Annotated in this window: 19 protein-coding genes; 9 read left to right on the forward strand and 10 right to left on the reverse strand. The window is 66.4% G+C overall.

The genetic code is table 11. From position 1 onward, the window contains the following. Window positions 1–4 precede the first annotated feature (4 nt). Both CLV01_RS18150 and CLV01_RS18155 read right to left on the reverse strand, forming a co-directional pair. Entirely contained in the window at window positions 5–715 is a 711-nt protein-coding gene (locus CLV01_RS18150) for a PspA/IM30 family protein (protein WP_012205647.1), read from the reverse strand. 41 nt (window positions 716–756) lie between these two features. Beyond that, window positions 757–1239: a YjfI family protein gene (locus CLV01_RS18155; RefSeq protein ID WP_225613995.1), complete on the reverse strand. Its 483-nt coding sequence runs from the start codon at window positions 1237–1239 to the stop codon at window positions 757–759. Window positions 1240–1679: 440 nt separating this feature from the next. Between CLV01_RS18155 and CLV01_RS18160 the strand changes: the two genes are divergently transcribed. From CLV01_RS18160 to CLV01_RS18175, 4 genes are all read left to right on the forward strand, one after another. Next, entirely contained in the window at window positions 1680–4313 is a 2634-nt protein-coding gene (locus tag CLV01_RS18160; RefSeq protein WP_099733592.1) for a bifunctional diguanylate cyclase/phosphodiesterase, read from the forward strand. Window positions 4314–4470: 157 nt separating this feature from the next. Beyond that, window positions 4471–5478, forward strand: a complete 1008-nt coding sequence (locus tag CLV01_RS18165) for a diacylglycerol/lipid kinase family protein (RefSeq protein WP_099733591.1) — start codon at window positions 4471–4473, stop codon at window positions 5476–5478. A gap of 23 nt (window positions 5479–5501) precedes the next feature. Then, window positions 5502–6317, forward strand: coding sequence for a metallophosphoesterase family protein (locus tag CLV01_RS18170; RefSeq protein WP_099733590.1), 816 nt, complete (start codon window positions 5502–5504; stop codon window positions 6315–6317). Between the two features lie 185 nt (window positions 6318–6502). After that, window positions 6503–6871: a response regulator gene (locus tag CLV01_RS18175; protein ID WP_012205652.1), complete on the forward strand. Its 369-nt coding sequence runs from the start codon at window positions 6503–6505 to the stop codon at window positions 6869–6871. Between the two features lie 44 nt (window positions 6872–6915). Here CLV01_RS18175 and CLV01_RS18180 read toward each other — a convergent pair whose 3' ends face one another. From CLV01_RS18180 to CLV01_RS18195, 4 genes are read right to left on the reverse strand one after another with little or no spacing between them, the layout of a single operon-like run. After that, on the reverse strand, window positions 6916–8046 hold the full coding sequence (locus CLV01_RS18180) for a hybrid sensor histidine kinase/response regulator (protein WP_180288424.1): 1131 nt from the start codon (window positions 8044–8046) through the stop codon (window positions 6916–6918). 48 nt (window positions 8047–8094) lie between these two features. Further along, window positions 8095–8709, reverse strand: coding sequence for a chemotaxis protein CheB (locus CLV01_RS18185; RefSeq protein ID WP_034393833.1), 615 nt, complete (start codon window positions 8707–8709; stop codon window positions 8095–8097). Further along, on the reverse strand, window positions 8709–9548 hold the full coding sequence (locus CLV01_RS18190; protein ID WP_099733588.1) for a CheR family methyltransferase: 840 nt from the start codon (window positions 9546–9548) through the stop codon (window positions 8709–8711). Before CLV01_RS18190 ends, CLV01_RS18185 begins: the two co-directional genes overlap by 1 nt. A 39-nt stretch (window positions 9549–9587) precedes the next feature. Further along, complete coding sequence (locus tag CLV01_RS18195) at window positions 9588–13145, reverse strand: response regulator (protein WP_099733587.1); 3558 nt, start codon at window positions 13143–13145, stop codon at window positions 9588–9590. Window positions 13146–13362: 217 nt separating this feature from the next. Here CLV01_RS18195 and CLV01_RS18200 point away from each other — a divergent pair, with 217 nt between their 5' ends. After that, complete coding sequence (locus CLV01_RS18200) at window positions 13363–13752, forward strand: hypothetical protein (RefSeq protein ID WP_013802375.1); 390 nt, start codon at window positions 13363–13365, stop codon at window positions 13750–13752. Between the two features lie 106 nt (window positions 13753–13858). Continuing rightward, entirely contained in the window at window positions 13859–14266 is a 408-nt protein-coding gene (locus CLV01_RS18205; RefSeq protein WP_013802374.1) for a hypothetical protein, read from the forward strand. A gap of 46 nt (window positions 14267–14312) precedes the next feature. On the opposite strand, the gene CLV01_RS18210 is transcribed toward CLV01_RS18205, so the two are convergent. The 4 genes from CLV01_RS18210 to CLV01_RS18225 form a co-directional block, all read right to left on the reverse strand. After that, the gene (locus tag CLV01_RS18210; protein ID WP_099733586.1) at window positions 14313–16100 is read right to left on the reverse strand and encodes a methyl-accepting chemotaxis protein; all 1788 of its coding nucleotides are present in this window, start codon (window positions 16098–16100) and stop codon (window positions 14313–14315) included. Between the two features lie 41 nt (window positions 16101–16141). Beyond that, complete coding sequence (fliD, locus tag CLV01_RS18215; protein WP_099733585.1) at window positions 16142–16969, reverse strand: flagellar filament capping protein FliD; 828 nt, start codon at window positions 16967–16969, stop codon at window positions 16142–16144. A gap of 223 nt (window positions 16970–17192) precedes the next feature. Then, window positions 17193–17930, reverse strand: coding sequence for a GntR family transcriptional regulator (locus CLV01_RS18220; RefSeq protein ID WP_013802371.1), 738 nt, complete (start codon window positions 17928–17930; stop codon window positions 17193–17195). A gap of 814 nt (window positions 17931–18744) precedes the next feature. Further along, entirely contained in the window at window positions 18745–19227 is a 483-nt protein-coding gene (locus tag CLV01_RS18225) for an Hcp family type VI secretion system effector (RefSeq protein ID WP_013802370.1), read from the reverse strand. Between the two features lie 615 nt (window positions 19228–19842). Between CLV01_RS18225 and CLV01_RS18230 the strand changes: the two genes are divergently transcribed. The 3 genes from CLV01_RS18230 to CLV01_RS18240 are packed head-to-tail and all read left to right on the forward strand — an operon-like array spanning window position 19843 to window position 23225. Beyond that, on the forward strand, window positions 19843–21924 hold the full coding sequence (locus CLV01_RS18230) for a serine/threonine protein kinase (protein WP_099733584.1): 2082 nt from the start codon (window positions 19843–19845) through the stop codon (window positions 21922–21924). 9 nt (window positions 21925–21933) lie between these two features. Beyond that, window positions 21934–22722, forward strand: a complete 789-nt coding sequence (locus tag CLV01_RS18235; protein ID WP_099733583.1) for a PEGA domain-containing protein — start codon at window positions 21934–21936, stop codon at window positions 22720–22722. Window positions 22723–22736: 14 nt separating this feature from the next. Then, the gene (locus CLV01_RS18240; protein WP_224986306.1) at window positions 22737–23225 is read left to right on the forward strand and encodes a TssQ family T6SS-associated lipoprotein; all 489 of its coding nucleotides are present in this window, start codon (window positions 22737–22739) and stop codon (window positions 23223–23225) included. Window positions 23226–23234: the final 9 nt, after the last annotated feature.

Below are 23234 nucleotides of genomic sequence, written 5' to 3' on the forward strand. Positions count from 1 at the left end.
CGCATCAAGCGTTTTTTCCGCCAGTTGCGGCGCGCTGCGCCTTCAGGCGTTCCAGCACCGATTGCGCATTGCCCGCCTGGGGCGTGATGCCGGCAGCGCGCAGCTTGGCATCCAGCGCATCTTCGCTGCTGTCGCGCGCCAGCTCGGCCGCGCTTTCCATGCGCGCACCGCGCTCGGCCTGCTTTTGCTTGATGCGCTCCAGAGAATCCAGCGCGCTTTGCACGCGCGTCTGCGAGCCTGCGTAGCGGCCGGCCACCGTGGCCTGGGCGCGCTGCACGCTTTCCGTGGCCTTGACCGTGTCGGCCTGCTGCTTGAGGCGCTTGATATGCGTTTGCGCCGTCTGTATGGCCACGCGCAGCTGCTCCACGCTTTGCGTGTAGGCGTCCAGCTGGGATTGCTCCTCGTCGCGCTGGGTCTCCAGCACGGAGACCTTGCCGGCCACTTCCAGCGCCAGCGCCTCGTCGCTGGTGTCCAGCGCCTTGACGGCATAGCCCTCGTACTCGGCAATGCGTTCCTGGGTCTGCTTGAGCTTGCCGGCCGCAAGCTTTTGCTTGGCCATGATGTCGGCCAGCGCTTCCTTGGACTTGTTCAGGTCGCTGTCGGCATCGCGGATTTCCTGGTCCAGGATGCGCAGGGCCTGGCTGTCGGTCACCGCCTCGCCGGCCTCGTGGGCGGCGCCGCGCAACGCTGTCACCAGCTTGTTCCAGATGGTCATGATGATCTCCTAGGGGCTCAGTGTCTTCAACGGGCGGGGCGTCAGGCCTGCACGGGGGCGGATGCGGACGCGGGTGCGGGCACCGGCGTCAGGTAGTGGGCCAGTGCCTCGGTGGCCTGGATGACGCTGTCGGCCAGGGTCAGGATCTCGGCGATGATGTCGCCCTCGCTGCTGCTGGCGTGCAGGGCGGCGAACATCACGTAGCCCTCGCCGCCGTGGGCCTGGGGTTCCAGCGCCATCGTGGTGAAGGGAAACAGTTTTTGCAGGCGCAGCATCTGCTCGTTGAGACCGGCGCGGTCGTGCACCTGGTCGGCGGGCCACAGAAAGGCCTCCACCACCAATTGGTCGCCCGAGAGCGCCACATGCACCGGCAGATCGCCGAATTCGGGCAGGCTGACCAGCAAACTTGCGTCTGCGCCTTCCAGCACCTCGATATGGAGCCGGCCGCCCTGCACCAGTGCCGATTGCTGCAGATCGCCCGCCAAGGCGTGAATATCCCGATATGCCTGTCTGCTGTTGTCCATGCCGCCCTCCTTGTGGATGAGAACCATTGATTCCGGTTGCAATCCCGGCACGCGCATTTGCTTTTCCAATTGCTGCAATGCCGCGCCGTACTCTGGAAGAATCCAGACCTCCTTTTTCACCAGCCCCTGTTCGCGCAGCCGTTGCCGGTGCAGGCGCTGGTAATGGGCTGATGTCTTTTGTTCCATGCGGATACCATAGCAACCATTACATGTGATGTCTACATGTAATGGCGATCAATTTGTAAACGGATATGTAAACGGAGTGGCGCAATGGCCGGCTTTGCGCAGGCCACGGCCCGCCTTTGCGTTCTGGCAAATCGCCATCAAGAATTCATTTTTTCTACCGAAAACCATTTATCAACAAATTTTCCTATCAACCACAGGAGCGCCCAGGCGCGGACTGCGGCGGCGGCGGCGCAGGGCTGCGAAGGCACTGCACAATGGCCGCTGTCGCAGGCAGATCCGGCCCTTGGCTGCCCGGCGCACGCTACGGAAACCTCTGCATGCCCGCCTTCAGGCTCTCACTTCGCACGGCAGTCACAGCCCCCTTCATAGCGGTGTTCGTGGTCACGGCCGGGCTATTGGCGGCATGGCAGCAGCGCCAGGTGGACCAACTCATCAACCGCGAAAGCCTGCGGCTGCTCGACTCCCTGTCCACCACCACGCGCCACCAATTGGCCGATTACCTGGAGACCCCGCTGCGCGTGCAGCAGGCCCTGGCCGAGACCGTGGCCCGGCAGGCGCTCTACACCCCCGGCGACCTGCGCCCCATCTATGGCTATCTGACACGCTCATTCACCGAGCTGTATGCCCAGCACCACCAGATCAGCCTGTTGAGCTTTGGCGGCGTACAAGGTGAATACACAGGCGTGCGGCTGGAGCCCGATGGCCGCTACCGCCTGATTCTCCAGGACCACAGCACCCAGGACGCTCTGCAGATCTTCGAGGGGCTGGAGCCCGGCCCGCCCATGTCCAGCCTTGCCGGCTACGACCCCCGCGTGCGCCCCTGGTACCAGCCTGCCATCCACAAAGACGGCCCGCACTGGTCGCCCATCTACACGGTGACTGGCGACCGGGGCGATACCACGATTTCCGCATCCACTTCAGTGCGGGTGTCCGGCCAGCTGGCCGGCGTGGTGGCCGCCGATGTGCGGCTGAGCAGCATGAACCGCTTTCTGCGCGACGAGCCCTTGCGTGGCAACGGCCATATCGCCGTGGTCGACGCACAGGGCTACATGGTGGCGCACTCGTCCGAGCTGTCGGTGCTGAAACGGCGCGAAGGCCCCTATGACCCGCCCGTGCGCCTGCGGCTGTCCGAAAGTCCCGATCTTGCGCTGCGCAGCCTGGCCGCCCTGCTGCCTCCCCATCTGAGCGCGGATTCATCGGCGCCAGCGGGCCCCGAGAACACCATCAACCTGAGCTTCAAGGAACAGGGGCAGATCTACCACGGCCAGGTCACCGCATTCCACGATGTACGCGGCATCGACTGGCGGATCCTGGTGCTGCAGCCCGAATCCGATCTGGTCAGCAGCATGCGGGCGGACAGCCGCCATGCGCTGGTCCTCGCTTTCGGCCTGGCCTTGCTGGGGCTGGGGCTGGGCGTGTGGTGCCTGCGCCGGGCGCTGCGCCCCCTGGCGGTGACGGCCGATGCGGCCAACCGCCTGGCCAAGGGCGACTGGAGCGCGGTAGGGGCGCTGCCGGATACGTCCCTGGTCGAGACATCGTCCCTGGTTTCGGCCTTCCACAACATGGCGCAGCGGCTGCAGGAATCGTTCGAGCACATGCGCACCCTGCTGCAGTACGACAGCCTGACGCAGCTGCTCACGCGCGCCGGCCTGATCGAGCAGGCCGATGCGGCGGCAGCCGCCAACACGCCCTGCCCTGCCGCACTGTGCCTGCTGGAGCTGCAGAATTTCCGCAGCGTCCGCGACGATGTGGGCCACGGCACGGGCGAGCAGTTGCTGCGGGCCGTGGCCGAGCGGCTGCGCAACCACCATCTGCAGTTTCCTGCCCTGCTGGCGCGCACGGCCAGCAACGAGTTCGCCATGCTGTGGCTGCATGACTGCACGCCGCAGCAGATGCAGGACAAATGCCGCCATCTGCTGGAAATCTTCGACCAGCCATTTTCCGTGGGCAAGGACGACATCGTGCTGCGCGCCTGCGCGGGCGCCGTCAGCGGCGAGCTGCTGCCGGGCGCGCTGCCCGAGTGGCTGCGCAACGCCAGCATTGCGCTGGGTGAGGCGCAGCGCGGCTCGCACCCCTTCCTGCTGTTCGAGCCCAGCCTGGCGCAGAAGATGCTGGGCCGCACGCAGCTGGCCATGGAGCTGCGCCAGGCGCTGGAGCGCAACGAGCTGCGCGTGTTCTACCAGCCCGTGGTGGACCTGGCCACGGGTAGCATGGTCGGCGCCGAGGCCCTGGTGCGCTGGAACAGCCCGACGCGCGGCATGGTGCCGCCCGGCGTCTTCATTCCGGTGGCCGAGGAGTCGGACCTGATCCTGAGCGTGGGCGAATGGGTGCTGCGCACGGCGGCGCACGACATCGCCTCCCACCTGCCCCGGCTGCCCGCCGACTTCGAGCTGCACGTCAACATGTCGGCACGCGAGCTCATCCAGTCAGACTTCGCCTCCACGCTGGAGCAGGCACTGGCCACCAGCGGCCTGCCCGCCCGGCTGCTGACCCTGGAGCTGACGGAATCCATGCTGCTGGACGACAGCGACGCCACGCTGCAGCGCATTGCCGCCATCCGCGCGCTGGGCGTGAAGATCGCCATTGACGACTTCGGCACCGGCTACTCCTCCCTGGCCTATCTCAGCCGCCTGCGCTTTGACTGCATCAAGATCGACCAGAGCTTCGTCGGCCAGTTGCCGGAGTCCGAATCCGACAAGTCCATCGTGACCGCCGTGCTGCGCATCGCCCAGGGCTTTGGCGTCAAGGTCGTGGCCGAAGGCGTGGAGGAGCAGGCCCAGGCCAGGCTGCTGCACGCCCTCGGCTGCGAGCATGCACAGGGCTATCTGTTCGAGCGGCCCGTGCCGCTGGCGCAGATGCTGGAGTACCGCTCTCCCTGGCACGAGTGAGCCACCAGTGGGCCGCTGACGAGCCGCTGGTGAGCTGCTGCTGCCTTGTGGTGCCCTGCCTGTCGGCTTTGGCTGACGTGTGCCGCTTGCATGATCCGGTGCACATGCAGGTGCAATCCACGAAACAATCGGCGCCTGTTCCAGCCTCCCGCCTTCCATGACGCCCACCTATTCCGAGAGCCAGCCGCCCCCGCCCCGTCTGGACCCCGCCGGCCCCATCCACCTGATCGTGCCGCTGCGCCCAGGCGCCGACCTGGAACAGCTGCGCGCCCGCCTCACCAGCGTGCCCGCGCTGCAGCAGCGCAGCGTGCAGTGGCATGTGCCTGGCGCACGCGCCGACATCGTGCACCTGGCCGCCCGCGCCGTGGACAGGGCCAGCCAGGATGGCGGCCTGGTTGTGGCCGCCGGCGGTGACGGCACCATCAATGCGGTGGCCGCCGCAGCCTGGGCGCGGGGCGTGCCCATGGGCGTGGTTCCGCTGGGCACCTTCAACTACTTCGCCCGCGAGCAGGCGCTGTCGCTGGAGCCTGCCCAGGCCGTGCAGGACATTCTTCAGGCATTGCAGGCCGGCCAGATGCGGCCCGTGAACGTGGGCCTGGTCAACGAACGGCTGTTCCTGGTGAACGCCAGCCTGGGCCTGTACCCGCGCCTGCTGGACGAACGCGAACGCGCGTCCACACGCTTTGGCCGCACGCGGCTGGTGGCCATTGCGGCCTCCATCTGGAGCATTCTTCGCGGTGGCAGCGCGCGCCGCTGGCGCATCGCCCTGCGCTCCGACCGCCAGGCGCCGCTGCAGCAGCAGGAGCACCTGGCCAGCACACTGTTCGTGGGCAACAACCCGATGCAGTTGGAGCGCGTGGGCATTGCCGAAGCCCGCGCCGTGGCCGACGGCCAGCATCTGGCCGCCGTGCTGCTGCTGCCGCAGGCCAGCGAGGCCCCGGCGCGCGTGGTCTGGAATGCCGTGTTGGGACGGCTGGCGCAGGACGATGCGGTGGCCAGCCTGGCCTGCACCGAGCTGGTGGCGGAGCCCGCAGGCCGGCGCCCGCGGCGCCTGAAGGTGGCCTTTGATGGCGAGCGCGAATGGATGGCGCCGCCCATTCGTTTTCGCCTGGGCGAGAAGCCGCTGTGGCTGGTCGTGCCGGGCGAGGCCGGGCCCTCCTCCTGATCATCAAGGGACAAGGAACGCCCATGGCTTTGCTCATGCATATGTCGGACCTGCATTTCGGCGCCCACGATCCGGCCGTGTGCGCCGCCGCGGCAAGGCTGGCCGCACGTCTGCCCGTGGCGCTGCTGGTGGTCTCCGGCGACCTGACCCAGCGTGCCACGGCCGCGCAGTTTGCCCAGGCGCGCGAGTTTCTCGATGCGCTTCCCGTACCGCGCCGCCTGGTTGTGCCGGGCAACCACGATCTGCCGTTGCTTGCCTGGTGGGAGCGGCTGGGCGGCCATGCCCATGATCGCTACGCCCGCTGGATCAGCGACGAACTGCAGCCCTGGTGCGCAGAGCAGGGCTTTTGCGTGATTGGCGTGGACACCACGCGCTGGTGGCGCCACCAGCGCGGCAGCCTGTCGGCCAGCCAGATCCGGCAGGTGGCCCAAAGGCTGGCGCAGGCCAGCCCCGGCGACTGGCGCATTGTGGTCGGCCACCACCCGCTGGCAGCCGCCCATGCGCAGGACCGCAGCCACCGCCCGCGCCGCGCGGCAACGGCCCTGGCGGCCTGGCGCGACGCCGGAGCGCAGTTGGTGCTGTCAGGCCATGGACATGACCCCGGCCTGGTCCAGCCGCTGCCGGGGCTGTGGGCGGCGCAGGCGGGCACTGCGGTATCGCTGCGGCTGCGCGCGCATGCGCCCAACAGCCTGTTCACGCTGGAGCAGCAGGAGGACTCGGCTGGACGGGGCCCGGCCTGGCGCCGCGAGCTCACGCGCTGGGACTATTCACGGCAGGCGGATGAATTCCTGCCCGTTCAAAAGCATGTTCTGGACCCGCCGCAGGCCTCCACCCGCTGAACGCGCGCAAGCCTTGCTCTGGCGTTCTTCGTTGTATTGCACAATCCATAGCCTCGGCCTCCATGCAGGCGGCGGCAGAAAAGTTTGCATGCTGTCCTACGCGATGGCCGCCCGAGGGTGTGGATGATCAGCCCTCGTCAATGCTGCCTTTTTGATAGCAGCATGATGCACTGCAACAAAGAGATATGCGAATCCTGTACGTTGAAGACAATGCCGACCTGCGCGAAACCATTGGCCTGCTGATGGAGAGCGAATCACGCTTCGTGACCAGTTGCGCCACCGCCGAGCAGGCCCTGGAACTGGATGCGGCCCAGCCTTTCGACGTGGTGGTTTCCGATGTCAGCCTGCCCGGCCTGTCAGGCACCGACCTGGCGCGGCAGCTGCTGGAGGCCGATGCCCAGCGCTGGATCATCCTGTGCTCCGGCTACGACCTGGGCCCCTACCCCACGGCCTGGGGCCCCCATGTGCGGACCCTGCTCAAGCCGTTCGAGATCGAGGACCTGGAGACGCTGCTGGACTCCATCCAGGAAGCGCTCGGCAACCCCGCCCACTGAAGCGTTCGCGCTTTCGCGCGCCCCGGCGCCCCCGGCTCCCGCCGTCACAGCACGGCCTTGGAGCCTCCCACCGCCGCCTCGCGCGGCAATTCCACCCTGAAGCTGGTCACTCCGTCGGCGGAGCGCACATCGATGCGCCCGCCGTGCGAACGCACGATCTGGTGCGCAATGAACAGCCCCAGGCCCAGTCCCTGGTGCTGGCCGGGCCGGCGTTCACCACCGCGAAACGGGTTGAACAGCGTGGGCAGCAGTTCCGCGGGAATGGTGCCGCCGTTGCGCACCGTGATGGACACGCGATCGTCCTGGCGGCCATCGGCCGTCACCTGCACCGGCTGCGCGGGATCTCCGTGGTGCATGGCATTGCCCAGCAGGTTGGTCAGCACCTGGCACAGGCGTTCGCCATCCCAGATGCCTTCCAGATTGCCCAGCATCTCGCTTTCCAGGCGCCGTTCCGGGAAGCCCGTCTCCACCTCCTGCAGCGTGCGCTGCAGCAACGTCTGCAGGCTGGCCGGCTGGGGCGACAGCGGCAGGCCTTCTGCCTGGCGGATGCGGGTCACGTCCAGCAGATCCTCGATCATGCGCGACATGCGCTGGCTGCTGCTGAGCATGCGCTCGGCCATGTTGGCCACCTTGCCGGGATCGGGCTGGCGCGTGAGCACGGTGGCCGCCGCCTTGATGGACTGCAGCGGCGTGCGCAGGTCGTGGCTGAGCACGGCCATGAACATCTCGTTGATGCGCAGCGCCTCGGTGCGCTCCTGCAGCTGCTGGGCCAGCGCCTGCTTGCGCTGATGAAGCTCGAAGAACACGTTGGCCTTGGTGGTCAGCATGTGCGGGTCGATGGGCTTGTACAGAAAGTCCACGGCGCCGCTTTCATAGCCGCGGAATTGCCAGTTGTGCTCGCGCGAGCCGGCCGTCATGAAGATGAGCGGGATGTGGCGCGTGCGCTCGCTGCCGCGTATCAGCTCGGCCAGCTCGAAGCCGTTCATCTCGGGCATCTGCACGTCCAGCAAGGCCAGCGCCACATCGCCATGGTCGAGCAAAAGCTCCAGCGCCTCGGGGCCGGAATGCGCCTTGAGGAACTCGATGCCGTCGCGCTGCAGCAGCGCTTCGATGGCGATCAGATTCTCGGCAATGTCATCGACGATCAGGCATTTGACGCGATCTGGTTGGGACATGGATTCTCTCTCGGTATTTTGTCTGGTGGGAGCGCGCTGAATGGACATTCAAAGCCTCCCCTGGCCGTGCAGCGATGCGATGAGCGCGGCAATGCCCTGCGGCGCCAGCACCTGGGCCTGTGGCACGCGGGCCAGGGCCGCCCGCGGCATGGTCTGCATTGCGGCACTGTCTGGCGACTGCACCACGGCCAGGCCGCCGGCGGCGTGCACGCTGGCCATGCCCTGGGCGCCATCCTCGTTGGCGCCGGACAGCAGCACGGCCAGCAGGCGCTCGCCATAGCAGTCGGCAGCCGACTCGAACAGCACATCGATCGAGGGCCGCGAAAAATGCCAGGGCGCATCCAGCGACAGCGCCAGCCTGGGCCCGCTGTCCACCAGCAGGTGGTAGTCGGCCGGCGCAAAGTACAGGCAGCCCGGCTCCAGCCACTGCTGGTCCTGCACCTCGCGCACCGGCAGGGCGCAGCGCGGCCCAAAAAGCTGGCCCAGCAGGCTGCGCCGGTCGCGCGGCAGGTGCAGTACCACCAGCACCGAAGCGCGCAGGCTGGCGGGCAGCGTGGGCAGCACCACGGACAGCGCATCAAGCGCGCCGGCCGAGCCGCCGATCACGATGGCCTCGTAGGCTGTGGCGGCGTCCGAGGCGGGTGTGTTCGTGGTCGCGGGCATCACAGCCCGGCCCTCTTGCGGTAGATGCGGTCTTCGAGCACGAAGTCCTCGAAGGCCTCCGAATGTCCTGAAAACCGCAGCGACTCCTTGGAGCCCAGGCCCAGGAACCCGCGATGGCACAGCGCATCGCGGAACAGGCCCAGCGCCCGATCCTGCAGCTCGCGCTCGAAATAGATCAGCACGTTGCGGCAGGACACCAGATGCATCTCGGCGAACACGCTGTCGGTGGCCAGGCTGTGGTCGGAGAACACCATGTGCTCGCGCAGCCCCTTGTCGAAGACCACACGGCCATAGCGCGCCGTGTAGTAGTGCGACAGCGAGCTGTGCCCGCCCGAGCGCGCATGGTTGTCGGTGAAGGCCGCCACGCGCGCCATGTCGAACACGCCCTGCTCTGCCGCGCGCAGCGCATGGGGATTGATGTCGGTGGCGTAGATCAGGGTGCGGTCCAGCAGGCCCTCTTCATGCAGCAGGATGGCCAGCGAATACACCTCTTCGCCCGCGCTGCAGCCGGCCACCCAGACCTTGAGCGAGGGATAGGTGCGCAGCAGCGGCACGACCTCGGTGCGCAGCGAGCGGAAGTAGGTCGGGTCGCGGAACATGTCGCTGACCTGGACCGTGAGGTACTCGAGCAGGGCCGGGAACACGCTTGTATCGTGCAGCACACGGTCCTGCAGCTGCGACAGCGTCTTGCAGTCGAACTGCACCAGGGCCGACTGCAGGCGCCGCTTGAGCGAGGCCTGGGCGTAGCCCCGGAAGTCGTAGTGGTAGCGGTGGTAGATGGCGTCGATCAGCAGGCGCTGCTCGATGTCGGCGGTGCGGGCTTTTTTCAGCTGAGGCATCGCGTCCTCCTATTCAGCTGCGGCATCGCGTCCTCCTTGCTACTTGGGCATCCACACCCGCACCAGCGACAGCAGCTTCTCCACGTCCAGCGGCTTGGCGATGTAGTCGTTGGCACCGGCGGCCAGGCATTTCTCCTGATCGTCCTTCATGGCCTTGGCGGTCAGGGCGATGATGGGCAGGCGGCGCCATTGCGGGCGGTTGCGGATCTCGCGCATGGCGGTGTAGCCGTCCATCTCGGGCATCATGATGTCCATCAGGACCAGGTCGATGCCGGCCTGCGCCGTGCCCCGCGCTTCCAGGGTTTCCAGCGCCTCGCGCCCGTTGCGCGCGATCTCCACGCGGATGCCCGTGGGCTCCAGGATGCTGGACAGCGCGAACACATTGCGCACATCGTCCTCCACCACCAGCACCGTGCGCCCTTCCAGCGCCGACTCGCGGCTGCGCGCCACCTGCAGCATCTGACGGTGCTCGGCCGACAGCTCGGACTCCACCTGGTGCAGGAACAGCGTGACCTCGTCGAGCAGGCGCTCGGGCGAGCGCGCGTCCTTGATGATGATGGACTTGGAAAAGCGCCGCAGCTGCTGCTCTTCATCGCGCGAGAGCGCGCGGCCCGTATAGACGATGACAGGCGGGAAGGAAACATCGTCCTGGTCCGTCATGCGCTGCAGCAGCTCGTAGCCGCTGATGTCGGGCAGGTTCAGGTCCATCACCATGCAGTCGAAGGTGGCGCCGCGCAGATGCTCCAGCGCCGCCGCCGCCGTGCCCGCGCAGACGATGTCCACATCGCTGCGGCTGAGCAGGTGGCGCACGCTCTCGCGCTGGCGCTCGTCGTCCTCCACCACCAGCACGCGGCGCAGGTCCTGGGTGAACTTGGCCTCCAGCCGCTTCAGGGCATGGACCAGTTCCTCGCGCTTGACGGGCTTGAGCGCGTAGCCCACGGCGCCGCGTCCCATGGCCTCCTGCGAATAGTCGGCCACCGAGACCACGTGCACGGGAATGTGGCGCGTGACGGGGTTGCGCTTGAGCTGGTCCAGCACGCCCAGGCCAGAGAAATCGGGCAGGTTGATGTCCAGCACGATGGCGTTGGGCTGGTTGCTTGCCGCCATGGCCAGGCCGTCGGACGCGGTGTTGGCCACATCGCATTCGAAATCCATCTCGCGCGCGAGCTCGGAAAGAATGTCGGCAAAGCGCAGATCGTCCTCGATGACGAGGATGCGGCGCCCGCTCTGCCCGCTCTTTCGCAGGGCATTCGCCGCGGACGAGGTAGGCGACAGCATCGGCGCAGACATGGCTGGCGACATGGCCGGCGCGAACGCGGGGGCAGCCGGCGCGACATGGGTCGAGGCGACGGCGGGCACGGACGCGGGCAATGACACCGGCACCTGCGTCTGCATCTGCGTCTGCATCTGCGTCTGCGCATTCGCCAGCGATTCCCGCGCCGGGCGGGGCAGCGGCGCGGCAGCCAAGGCCTGGCCAGGCTCCACCAGCTCCAGGATCACAGGCACGGTCAGCGTGAACACGCTGCCCTGCCCCGGCGTGCTGGAGACGGTCAGCGTGCCGCCCAGCAGCCCGGCAAGGTCACGTGAGATCGACAGGCCCAGGCCCGTTCCGCCGAACTTGCGATGCGTGCTGCCGTCCGCCTGGCGGAAGGCATCGAAGATGAATTGCTGCTGCTGCTCGGCAATGCCGATGCCGGTATCGCGCACGGCAAACGCCAGCATGCCCCCGGGCACGCGGGACACCTGCAGGTCGACCGAGCCCTTGGCCGTGAACTTGAGCGCGTTGGACAGCAGGTTCTTGAGCACCTGGGCCAGCCGCATGGGGTCGGTCTGCATGGAGGCCGGCACGCCGGGGTCCACCGTCCATGTCAGCTCCAGGCCTTTTTCGCGGGCGATGGGGCGCAGCGGCTCCATCAGCGCCTGCAAGGCGGTGGCGATGGTCATGGGCTCCACCAGGACGCTGACCTGGCCGGCCTCGATCTTGGACAGGTCCAGGATGTCGTTGATCAGCGCCAGCAGGTCGCTGCCCGCCGCATGAATGGTCTGTGCGTACTTGACCTGATCGGCCTGCAGGTTGCCGGGCTTGTTGTCGGCCAGCAGCTTGGCGAGGATCAGCGTGGAATTCAGCGGCGTGCGCAGCTCGTGGCTCATGTTGGCCAGGAACTCGCTCTTGTACTGGCTGGCCAGCTCCAGCTCGTGCGCCTTGTCGGTCAGCGCACCCTGGGCGCGCAGCAGTTGCTCGCGCTGGTATTCCAGCTGCTGGGTCTGCTCCTCCAGATGGGCATTGGTCTGCTCCAGCTCGCTTTGCTGGTGCTCCATCTGCGTCTGCGACTCCTGCAGGATGCGGCTTTGCTGCTCCAGCTCCTCGTTGCTCACGCGCAGCTCTTCCTGCTGGGCCTGCAGCTCTTCCGACTGGCGGCGCGTTTCTTCCAGCAAGGTCTCAAGGCGCGAACGGTCCAGACCCGAGCGGATGGCCACGGCCAGCATTTCGGACGCCCGCTCCAGCAGGCTGCGCTCTGCCTCGCTCACCCCGCGCAGAAAGCCCAGTTCGATGACGGCGAACACTTCGCCGTTCTCCATGGCGGGCGCCACCATCAGCTGCAACGGGCTGGACTGGCCGGTGCCCGAGGAAATCGGCAGGTGCTGCGCGGGCACGTCCCTGACATGCAGCAGCTTGCGCGAGGTGACCGCCTGGCCCGCCAGGCCCTCGCCGGGCAGCAGCTTGTGCTGCAGGCGCTCGCGCGGCAAGGCATAGCCGCCGAACAGGCGCAGACCGCCGTCGGCGCAGTCCACCACATAGCCGGCGCCCACCTCGGCGCGCAGGTAGGTGGCCAGGTATTCCAGTGCCTTCTGGCCCAGGTCTTCCAGCCGGCGGTCGCCCTGCAACTGCTGGCCCAGGCCGGACAGACCGGAAGTTACCCACGACTGGCGCGCCTTGACGCGGTACTCGCGCACCGTCAGCGCGGCCGATGCCAGGATCAGGCCCAGCAAGATGAGGGAGCCGCCCCAGGAGTAGTACGTCGAGGTGGTGGAGGCCTCCACCCACAGCTGGCGGCGCTGCTCCAGCTCACGGGTCTGGCGGGTGTAGAGATCATCGATCAGCTCGCGCAGCCGGTCCATGGCGTTCTTGCCCACGTCCAGGCGCACCAGGGCCATGGCGGCGTCCAGGTCGCCGGCCTTGCGCAAGTCTATGGTTTCATGCAGCTCGCGCAGCTTCTGCGTCGAGATGTCCTCGATCTGGTCCAGCAGCCGGTGCTGGACGGAGTCGCTGGACGTGCGCGCCTTGAGCGCTTCCAGCTGCTTTTGCAGCACATCGCGCGCCTGCTGGTAGGGCTGCAGATAGGCCTGGTCACCCGTCAGCAGAAAGCCCCGCTGCCCGGTTTCGGCATCCTTGAGCGAGGCATTGAGCTGGCTGAGCTGGCGCATGGCCAGCGTCGTGCGGTCCATGGCATTCACGGCCTGGCCCCGCGCCTCGGACGCCCGGAAATTGACGAAGGCGATGACCAGGGTGGCCAGGGCCGCTGCACCAAAGCCTGCAACAAGCGTCCATGGAATGGCAAAGCGCTGGGTGGTCTGGTGGCTGGAAGATCGTGGCATGCAGTGGAATTTCTGGCGGAAATGGACGAAGGAATCCGCCAGGGACTGTAACGGTTTTGCGCGGCCCTCGGCAGCACTCGACCACACTCGGCCGCAGTCCGCGCTGGTTTCAGCGGTGCGCGACGCACGGCGCCACCACGGCAGCCGTTAACATGGCCCGATACCTTCCTTCCGACATCCCGCTGCGGTCGTCGGCCCACACTCCAGGAACCATTGCATGAAAACCTTTGCCCTCACCGTCGCATCGCTGGCCGCCGCCGCTTCGCTGGTGTCCACCAGCGCCAATGCCGCAGCGTTGATCTTCCTCAACGACACCATCGCCGCACGCATTCCCGCCAGGGACCTGCCCGACGCCAAGGCCGCCGTGGCCAAGGTGCTCAACGAGGCTGCCGACGGCTCCGTGACCGAATGGACCAGCCGCCCGAACCGTACCAACCAGCGCGTGACGATGGCCTTGCAGCCGCAGCAGACCGTGCAGACCGGCTCGGCCGGAAGCTGCCGCCTGCTGTCGGCCGACGTGCGCCTGAAAAAGACCTCGGAAAACTGGCGCTTCTGGTTCTGCAAGCAGTCCGATGGATCGTGGAAGGCCAGCGGCAGCCAGCCCTGAGCAAGGATTGCGGTGGCCTGTCACCGGGAATCCGGCATGGACCTACGCCACCAGTCCTGGACACATGGGAGCATGTCGGCCGGAAGATCGACATCGGAGAACAACCATGCCCCATGAATTTGTGCAGGCCACGACACTCGCCAGACGGCTGGCCCTGGGCGTCGCCGCAACCTCTTTGCTGACGCTGGCCGCCTGCTCGGGCGAGACCTCGTCAACGCGCGCGGGATTTCCCATGGCCGAAGTGCCGCGCTTCAACCAGCCCCCGCCGGACAAGCCCTTGCTGGGCCAGCCCGTGATCATGGCAGAGCAGGTCATGCCACATGCCAAGGGGGATCCGCACGAGCCCTTGCCGCCAGCAGCGCCCCTGCCCGCCAAGGCATCGGAGCCCGCAAGCGGCGCAGGAGCCACGAACAAGGAAGATGCCGGCGGCGTGAACCCTGCCGCCGGCCAGGCCGCCGCCATCTCCGATGGCCAGGGCGAGGGCTCCAAGTACCAACTGGGCGCCCCCAAGTAGCTGAACTCGGCCAAACCCGGCAGAACTCAACCGGAGCCGGACGGACTCAGAACGAAGTCCAGTCCCCGTCGTCATTGCCCTTGGCCGCCACGGTCTGCCGGGCGGCAGGCAGCTTTGCTGCGGGCGCTGGGGCGGCAGATGCACTGCGCGCGGCAGCAGAGGGTGCAGTGCCAGCAGTTGGGGCGGACGTGGCCAGCGGTCGGGCCGCAGGACGCATGGGCGCTGCCGCAGAAGGCGCGCGCGCGGCGGGTACTGAAGACGAAGCTGCTCCCGTCCCTGCACGGGCCGGCGCCAAGCCGTCGATGCGGAACACGCTCACGGCGGCCGCCAGCTGATTCACCTGGGATTTGAGCGAGCCTGTCGCGGCAGCTGCTTCCTCGACCAGCGCGGCATTCTGCTGGGTCACCGTGTCCATCTGCGAAATCGCCTGGTGCACCTGGTTGATTCCGCTGCTTTGCTCCTGGCTGGCGGCCGTGATCTCGGCCACCAGGTCGCTGACCTGCTGCACGCTTTGCACGATGCCGTCCATGGTGCGGCCGGCCTCGGCCACCTGGCGCGTGCCCGCGTCCACCTTGGACACGGAGTCTGCAATCAGGTCCTTGATGTCCTTGGCTGCCGAGGCGCTGCGCTGGGCCAGCGCACGCACCTCGCCCGCCACCACGGCAAAGCCACGGCCCTGCTCTCCGGCACGTGCCGCTTCCACGGCAGCGTTCAGCGCCAGGATGTTGGTCTGGAAGGCAATGGAGTCGATGACGCCGATGATGTCGGCGATCTTGCGGCTGGACTCGCTGATGCCGCCCATGGTGTCCACCACGCCCGCCACTACCTTGCCGCCCTGCACCGCAGTCTGCGATGCCGAAGCGGCCAGCTGATTGGCCTGGCGTGCGTTCTCGGCGTTCTGCTTGACCGTGCTGGTCAGCTCCTCCATGGCGGCAGCCGTCTGCTCCAGCGAGCTGGCCTGCTGCTCGGTGCGCGAGGACAGGTCCTGGTTGCCCGCATCGATCTCGCCCGAAGCCGTGGCGATGCTGTCCGCACCCGAGCGCACCTGCCCCACGACCTGGGCCAGGTTGTCGTTCATCTGGCGCAGCGCCTGCAGCAACTGGCCGGTTTCGTCGCGCGAATCAACGGTGATGCGGCTGGTCAGGTCGTTGTTGGCCACGGTGCGCGCCACGCGCAGGGCTTCGGCCAGCGGCACGGTGATGCCGCGCGTGATCCACCATGCGGCCAGCGCGCCCAGCACCACGGCCAGGGACACCACGGCGATGATGGTGGCGCGGCTGGCAGAAAAGCGCACCTGCACTTCACCGGCGGAGCTGTCTATGGCGGCGCGCTGCATGTCCAGCAGGCGCTGCACGATCTCTATATAGCGCTGCGTGGCGGGCTGGTACTCCTGGGTGAACAGGCGCTCGGCATCTTCTGCACGGCCTTCGGCCTTGGCCTTGGTCACCACGTCGCGGCCCGCCAGGTAGCCGGCACGCGCCTTCTTGATCTCGACCCAGATGTCCTTTTCTTCCTGCGTCTGCAGCAGCGGCTCGATGCGGTCCTGCAGCTTGCCCGACTGGCGCGAGGACTCGGCCGCGTCTTCGGCAAAGAAGGTGGCCAGCGAGGGATCGCTGCTCTTGGCAATGGCCGTGGTCCGGCGCGAGCCCGAGTGGATGTTGCGGAACCAGTCGCTGATCATCCGCTCCTTGGCCAGGGCCACCTCGGTGATTTCCGTGGTCGAGCGGGCCATGTGCCCCATGCTGACGATGCTGGTGACACTGATCAACAGCATGATCAGCAAAAGAATGGTGAAGCCGCCTCCGAGACGGAGGCCGATGCGCAGGTTTTTCATGTTTTCCGGGAGCAGGATGCAGGGCGGGGATGGTGCTGAAATCAGTTCTTGAGGTAGGCGTCCAGCACCATGCGGTTCCAGTTGGCCGAACCGACCAGGGAGTCGCCCAGCTTCTCGGCCGTGGCAACCACCGCACTTTGCTGCTGCTGCAGCGTCTTGACCCGGTCACCCAGACTGGCCATGGACGAGCTGAGGCGGCTGCCTGTGGACAGCGCAGAGTTGGCGCTGCTCTCCACCGCCTTGCCAATGCCGGCCAGGGCCGAGGTCACGCCGGCGGCATCGGCGGCCATGGACTTTTCCAGGGCCTTGGCATCCACCGCCAGCGTGCCGTCCTGGCGCTGGACGATGCCGAGCTTGCCCAGGCTGGGCGCGGTCGCGCTACCCGTGACACTCATGATGGCCGAGCGCAACTCGCGCAGGGCGCGGGTGGCACCCACATCGGTGGAAGAACCGGCCGCCGCGCTCACGCTGCCCTTGGCAACGCTGGAGTTGTAGCGCGCCACCAGCTTTTCCAGCGCGCCTTGCACCGACTGGGTGGTGCTGGTGGCCGAGAGCGCGGCCACATCCTTGCCCGCCGAGGCCAGGTCCACCAGGGATGACTTGAACTGCCCCAACGCCGACAGCGAGGTCGATCCCGCCTGGGCCTGGGCCGCAATGCGCTCGTGCGCCTTGGTCAGCGACGGTGCCAGCTTGCGGACCTTCTCCGCTTCGGTGGTCTCCGTCTTGGTGCTGTCCGTCTTGGTGGCGCTGGTCTCCGCAGCGCTCTTCTTGCCGGCCGAATCCGAAGCCGCCTGCGTCGTGCTGTTGAGCTTGGATTGGGCGCGGGCAAGCAGGCTTTGCACGTTCAGGTTATCGGTTCTGATGCTCATGTTCTCTTCCCTGTGAGTTGGCAGATGGCCCGGGCGCGAGGCCCGTCCACGGTTTGGCAGGAAGACTACCGGGACGCCGCCGCAGCGATGCGGGAAAAAGCAGGCCCCTTGCCCACGACTTGCAGGCTTTGCTGCGCCGGAACGAATGTCCGCCGCCTTCCCGCAGCGGCCCGGCCATGAAAAAGGGCCTCCGAAGAGGCCCTCCAGCAACACATTGCGGCCCTCAGGCCATCTGCGTCAGGGCGCCATAGCGCTCGCGCGCCGTTTGCAGCATGTAGAACGTGATGCGCTTGACCTCGGCCCGGCTGTCGGCGATGTGCTCCCTCAGGCAGGACTGGGCCCGCGCCGCATCGCCAGCCTCGATGGCCGCGAGGATGGCGGCATGGTCGTCATAGGTAGCCGAGACCCGCGGCAGTTTGATGACATCCAGGCGCCGGATGATGCGGATGCGCTCGGTGATGTCCAGGTGGATGCGCGCCATCTCCTGGTTGCCGGTCGCGGCCACCAGACCGGTATGGAAGGCCTCGTCCAGCGAGGCCACCACGGCGGGGTCGGTCTCGCGCTGCTCCTCGGGCACGCACCAGACTTCGCGCAGCGGCTGTAATGACTTCAGCGATTCGCCCACCAGGCTGGCCACGGCGCTGGTCTCCATCAGGGTTCGCACCTCATAGAGATCCTCGAAGTACTTGAAGTCGAAGGCCTTGATCTGCCACCCGCTCTTGAAATGCACATCGACATAGCCATCGCGCTGCAACCAGAACAGCGCCTGGCGCACAGGCGTGCGGCTGACCTGCATGCGCGTGGCGATTTCACCCTCGCTGAAGCGGTCGCCGGGCAGCAGGCGGAAGTCGAAGATGTCGTTCTTCAGGCAAGCGTAGATCTGCGCGGCCAGCGAGTGCGCGCTGCTTGCAGGCCCCTGGCGCGTCTCGCACACGGGCGGGGAGGCAACCGCGATGCTCATGCGACTGCCATGCCGGTTGGAGAACACCGCCCCTGCCGTTGGCGACAGCCAAGTCCAGCCAGGACCCGGCGCAAGGCGGTGGAAAAGAGCGAAGCCATGCCTTCGGCACCGTGCAGATTTGCGGCCGGTGACAGGGTATACGCCGATTGCTGCTGCAATCTCTCTGACGGGTTTGCACGCCGGCAATGGGCAATGGTCCATTCACGCATTTAGTACTCTCTCTTGTACACAAGTTGGCAGTGGAATTTATTAAAGAAACGAATTGCGTTTTAATAATTGGACCGGCAAAAATATTCTCGACAACGTCCGATGTTCGTGTATGCTCCGCCACTCGCCGCAGTACGGGCCAAACGCACCACAACGGTTCGCAGACCCCGGCACCAGGCATTCAATGAGCCTGATCAATAGACACAGGAACCCACGCGCGGTAATCCTGCGCATATCCACGGCAATCCATTTTTATCAGAAATTTTCTGCACATCGATAGTGCAGCGAGCAAGTCGATTCCCCATGCCCGCGGCCATGGGTTTTCGTGTTTGTCAAAGATTGACAAGCCTAACGACATTCAGCTTTTGACAGGAATGGGAAGCTGGCCCACGTCAAAAAAATGACACAAAAACCAGCCAGGCACGCGGTTACCCACGCGGCCTCAAGGCACGTCTCTCCGATATTCCTTCAACAGCCCGATTTCGGCTTTCCATACTGAAAAGCCTCCATCGATAGATGGAGGCCATATTCCCGCACTTCCACGGCAACATCCGCGCCAGACGAGTCCGACGCGGGTTGCCGCAGCAGCACAGCTGCGGGAGGAAGCTCAGGCTTCGCGGTTTTCCTTGATGTTGAAGCCCATCTGGCTCTCGGCGCCCTTGCCGCCCTGGTTGGTCTGTTCCCAGTACTGGGTCTTGACCTTGGCAGCCTGGAACGAGTAGTTCACGGTCACGGTGTCAGAGGAGTTGGCGCCGCTGACGGTCACGTTCGTCACCATGACGTCGGTCAGGGTGATCTTGGTGAACTCGATCTGCGAGCCGCCGGCCTTGCACAGCGAGATGTCGACCTGGCCCAGGTGCTTGCCCGTGGCGCAGTGCTTGAGCACGGCGGGGTAGCACTTGTCCACCTTGGCGATGACGTTCAGGTCATGGAAGCTCACCTTGCCGGCGCCGGCGCCGCCGCCGCTGGACATGGTGTTGGGCTGGGTAGCACCCCAGGTGAAGGAGTCGATGTCGGTCCAGCCCTTGTGGTTGGAATCCTGGGACTCGCCACTGGCGCCCTCGACCTTCATGAACATATCAACGGACATTGCACACCTCTCGAACTAATGGATTAAACGTTCGCATGCAACCCAATAGCCTGATTGCATCGGATAGTTCACACGCGAACAAAGGGGAAACCACTCTCGGGTAGAGCGCACGAAACCGATTCACTTAACACGTGATTCAGATCAGTGCGGCGCATACCCTGGATGGTCAAGGAATGTATTGACAATCGCCTGCAATCCTCACTGTCGTGAACCGCCCTCCTTTGTTGGAGCCGCGATGATAGTGGATAAGGCCGGCAAAATACAAACAATTGAGCAGACTGAATTGTTACGGCGGATACATCTGAAAAAAAATGTATCCACCTCATATCCATTCGATTCGTGTCATGGCTTTTTGCGGAACTCAAGCTACACTCACGCCGCATTCGGAGTCCGATTGAAATACGATCTTGTATTCATGACGAATCCATGACGCTCGTCTTTGGCCCCTGGCTTCAGACAATAGGCTGATTGAGGAAAACCAACGGTTTACAGAGACAGATTGCCGGTGTGATGCCGGCTTTCTCCTTGTCCAATGGCCTCGAACAGGTTCGGCACCCTGGCTGCGCGACAGACATCGCCCGCCAGGGTGTGAAACAACATCTTGGGTGGGATTGCATGGATAGCGAAGCAGCATGTTCGACCAACTGCCTTCCGGCAGGTGTCCAGATTGGCGAATACCGCGTGCTCGATGTCATCGGCGAAGGCGGTTTCGGCATCGTCTACAAGGCCCGTGACCTCTCGCTGGACCGCGAGGTCGCGATCAAGGAGTACATGCCTTCGGCCCTGGCCGGGCGGCAAAGCTCCCATCAGGTGCATGTGCGCTCGCAGCACCGTGGCGCGTTCGACGCCGGGCTGCGCAGCTTCATCAACGAGGCCCGCCTGCTGGCGCGCTTCTCGCACCCCACCCTGGTGCATGTCTACCGATTCTTCGAAGCCGGCGGCACGGCCTACATGGTGATGCGCCACTACGAGGGCCAGACACTGGGCCGCGTGCTGCAGGCATCGTCGGGCCGCATCGATCAGGCCCAGCTCAGCACCCTGCTGGCCCCGCTGCTCGATGTGCTCGAGGTCCTGCATGCACAGGACTGCTTCCACCGCGATATCGCGCCGGACAACATCTTCGTGCAGCGCGATGGCAGCCCCGTGCTGCTGGATTTCGGCGCCGCGCGCCGCATCATCGGCGACATGACCCAGGCGCTGACCATGGTGCTCAAGCCCGGTTTTGCGCCCATCGAGCAGTACGTGGACGACGGCGCCATGCCCCAGGGCGCGTGGACGGACATCTACCAGGTCGGCGCCCTCATTCACCAGGCCGCCACGGGCCGCACTCCTGCCACCTCGGTGGCGCGCATGGTCACGGACCCCATGCAGCCGCTGACTTCCGAGCAGGTTCCCGGCTACTCCGACGCCTTCCTGCAGGGCATGCAAAAAGCCCTGGCCGTGCGCCCGCAGGACCGGCCCCAGTCGATTGCCGAACTGCGCAGCCTGCTGGGCCTGTCTGCCGAAAGCCGGGCGGCGCCTGCGCCTGTGGAGCCCAGCGCCAGCCCCATCTACATCCCGATCACGACGCCTGCGGCCGTTCAAGCCGCCATGGCCAGCGAGTCGGCATCCGCGCAGGCACCCCGGTTCCTGCCTATCACGGAAACCTACGTTCCCGCACCCACGCCACAGGTTGCGCCCGTGGCGACGGTCATGCCTGTGCCACCTGTGGCACCTGTGCTGCCCGTGCCGCCTGTTGCAACGATTCCACCCGTGGCCCCGGCATCACTGGCCCCCAGCACACCTGCCGCCATGGCCACGCCTCAGATGGCATCCCCATCTGCACCCCAGGCCTCTGCCGCCGACCCGATGGGCTTGGGCAACGGGCCGTTCATCGACATCGACCAGGCACTGCCAGGCATGCCGGCGCCTCAGGCTCCGGTTCCGGCTGCACCAGCTGCACCCGTTCCCGAGCAGCCCGCCGCAGCGCCGGCCGTCCAGGCCAAGCCTCCGGCTGCCCGGCCTCCAGCTGCTGCGGGTGCCCAGGCAGCGCCCAAGGCCAGGCGCAGCAGCATGGCCGTACCGTTGGCCATCGGCGCCCTGGTGCTGGCTGCCATCGCAGGCGGCGGCGTGCTGTGGTACGACCATTCCCAGGACCAGGCACGCGCCAAGACCCTGGCAGCACGCGACAGCCTGGCCTGGCAGCAGGCGCAAAGCCAGTCCAGCCTGGCCCGCCTGCAGGACTACCTGGACAGCTTCCCCGAAGGACAGCACCGCACCGAGGCCCAGGCGCTGCTCAAGCAATTGCTCAACGAGGCCTCGCTGGCCTCCACGGAGCAGGTGCAGCCGATGACCGCGCCCGAGCAGCAGGCCGCGTTGCCCGAGATTGCCCCCTCGCAGCCCGAGCAGAGCACGCCCGTCGTCCCCGTCACGGTGGCCACCGGGTCCGAGCCGCTGCCCACCGAGCCGCCCAAGACCGAAGCCCGCCCCGTCAAGTCCGCAGCGGCCACGGGCAAGGTGGTGTTCCGGGTCGTGCCCTGGGGCTATGTCTCGGTAAACCGCGCCCCGGCGCGGACCAGCCCGCCGCTGACCCAGATGGAACTTCCAGAGGGCGAGTACCGCATCGACATCAGCAACCCGGGTGCGGCCTCCACGGTGACCAAGACCATCACGGTCACCAAGGGCGAGTCGGTGACCGTGAACCATCTTTTCGAATGAGCGCGGCCCATGGCTCGACTGATGAACCACCGCTGGCGATGGATGCTGTGCACTGCAGTGCTCGGCCTGCCCTGCCTGGCGCATTCCCAGGCGGCATGCGAAGAGGCGGCGCCGGCCCAAACCGGCTCGGCAGGACGCCCGCAGCTGGCGCAGGGCATTGCGCTGTTCGAGGCGCGCGACCTGGGCCAGGCCGAGCGTGCGCTGCAGGCTGCGCTGTTTGGCGGGCTGGCCGATCCCATGGAGCGGGCCTCCGCCCACAAGTACCTGGCCTACACCTATTGCACGCACAAGGAATGGGCGCGCTGCGAGGCGGCCTTCGACTCCGCGTTCTCCGCACACCCGGGCTTTGCACTGCAAGCCTACGAAACCACGGGTACGCCGTGGCGGGACGCCTACAGCCGCGCCCAGGACAGCTGGATCCAGCGCTGCCCTTCCGCGCAGCGGCTGCGCACGGCGCCTGCGGCACCCACGGCCGGTGGCTTTGCACTGAACAGCCGCGTGGTCACCTCGATCACCGCCCTGACACCCGGCCTTGCTCCAGCGCGCTCCGCCGCGCTGGCCGCACGGTCTGAGACGCCACGGACAGATCACAACCTGCGCCTGAGGGTCAGCCCCTGGGCGAATGTGCTGATCAACGGCAAGCCGTCCGGCGTCACCCCTCCCGTCGTGCTGCTCAAGCTGGCGCCAGGCTCCCACACGGTGGAGCTGCGCAATCCCGGCTTCGAGAGCTATCGGCAGGTGATCCGCATCACCGACGGCCAGTCGGTGACCCTTTCCCATGACTTTGATGCCCGCTGACCATGTCCATGTCCATGACCCTGAATATTCCTCACTCCATCCAGCGCCTGACCCTCGCCCTGGCCGTCGCCTTCGGCCTGGCCGCGTGTGAAACCGCGCCCAAGCCCGTGGAGCCCGAGCCGGCCCCGACCGTGGTCCAGCCTCCGGAGCCCGTCAAGCCCGTGGACCCCGTGGTGATCAAGGAGCAGGAGCTGGTCGAAGCCATCCAGCTCTATGTGGACGGCCGCTATGAGGACGCCATCACGGCGCTGACGCCCCTGTCCACCGCACAGGAACTGCCCATGAGCAGCCAGGTCAAGGCGCTGAAGTACATCGCCTTCAGCCACTGCGTGGAAGGCCGCCGCAAGCCCTGCCGCCAGCACTTCGACATGGCCCTGGCCCTGGACCCCACCTTCCAGCTGACCGAGGCCGAAAAGGGCCATCCCATCTGGGGCCGGGAGTTCAACAACGCCCGTGCCGCGCTGCGCAACAAGCGCCCTGCGCCCGCGCGCAAAGCCTCCTGAGGCATCCCG

This window comes from Delftia sp. 60 (genome assembly GCF_002754395.1).
Lineage (GTDB): Bacteria > Pseudomonadota > Gammaproteobacteria > Burkholderiales > Burkholderiaceae_C > Comamonas > Comamonas acidovorans.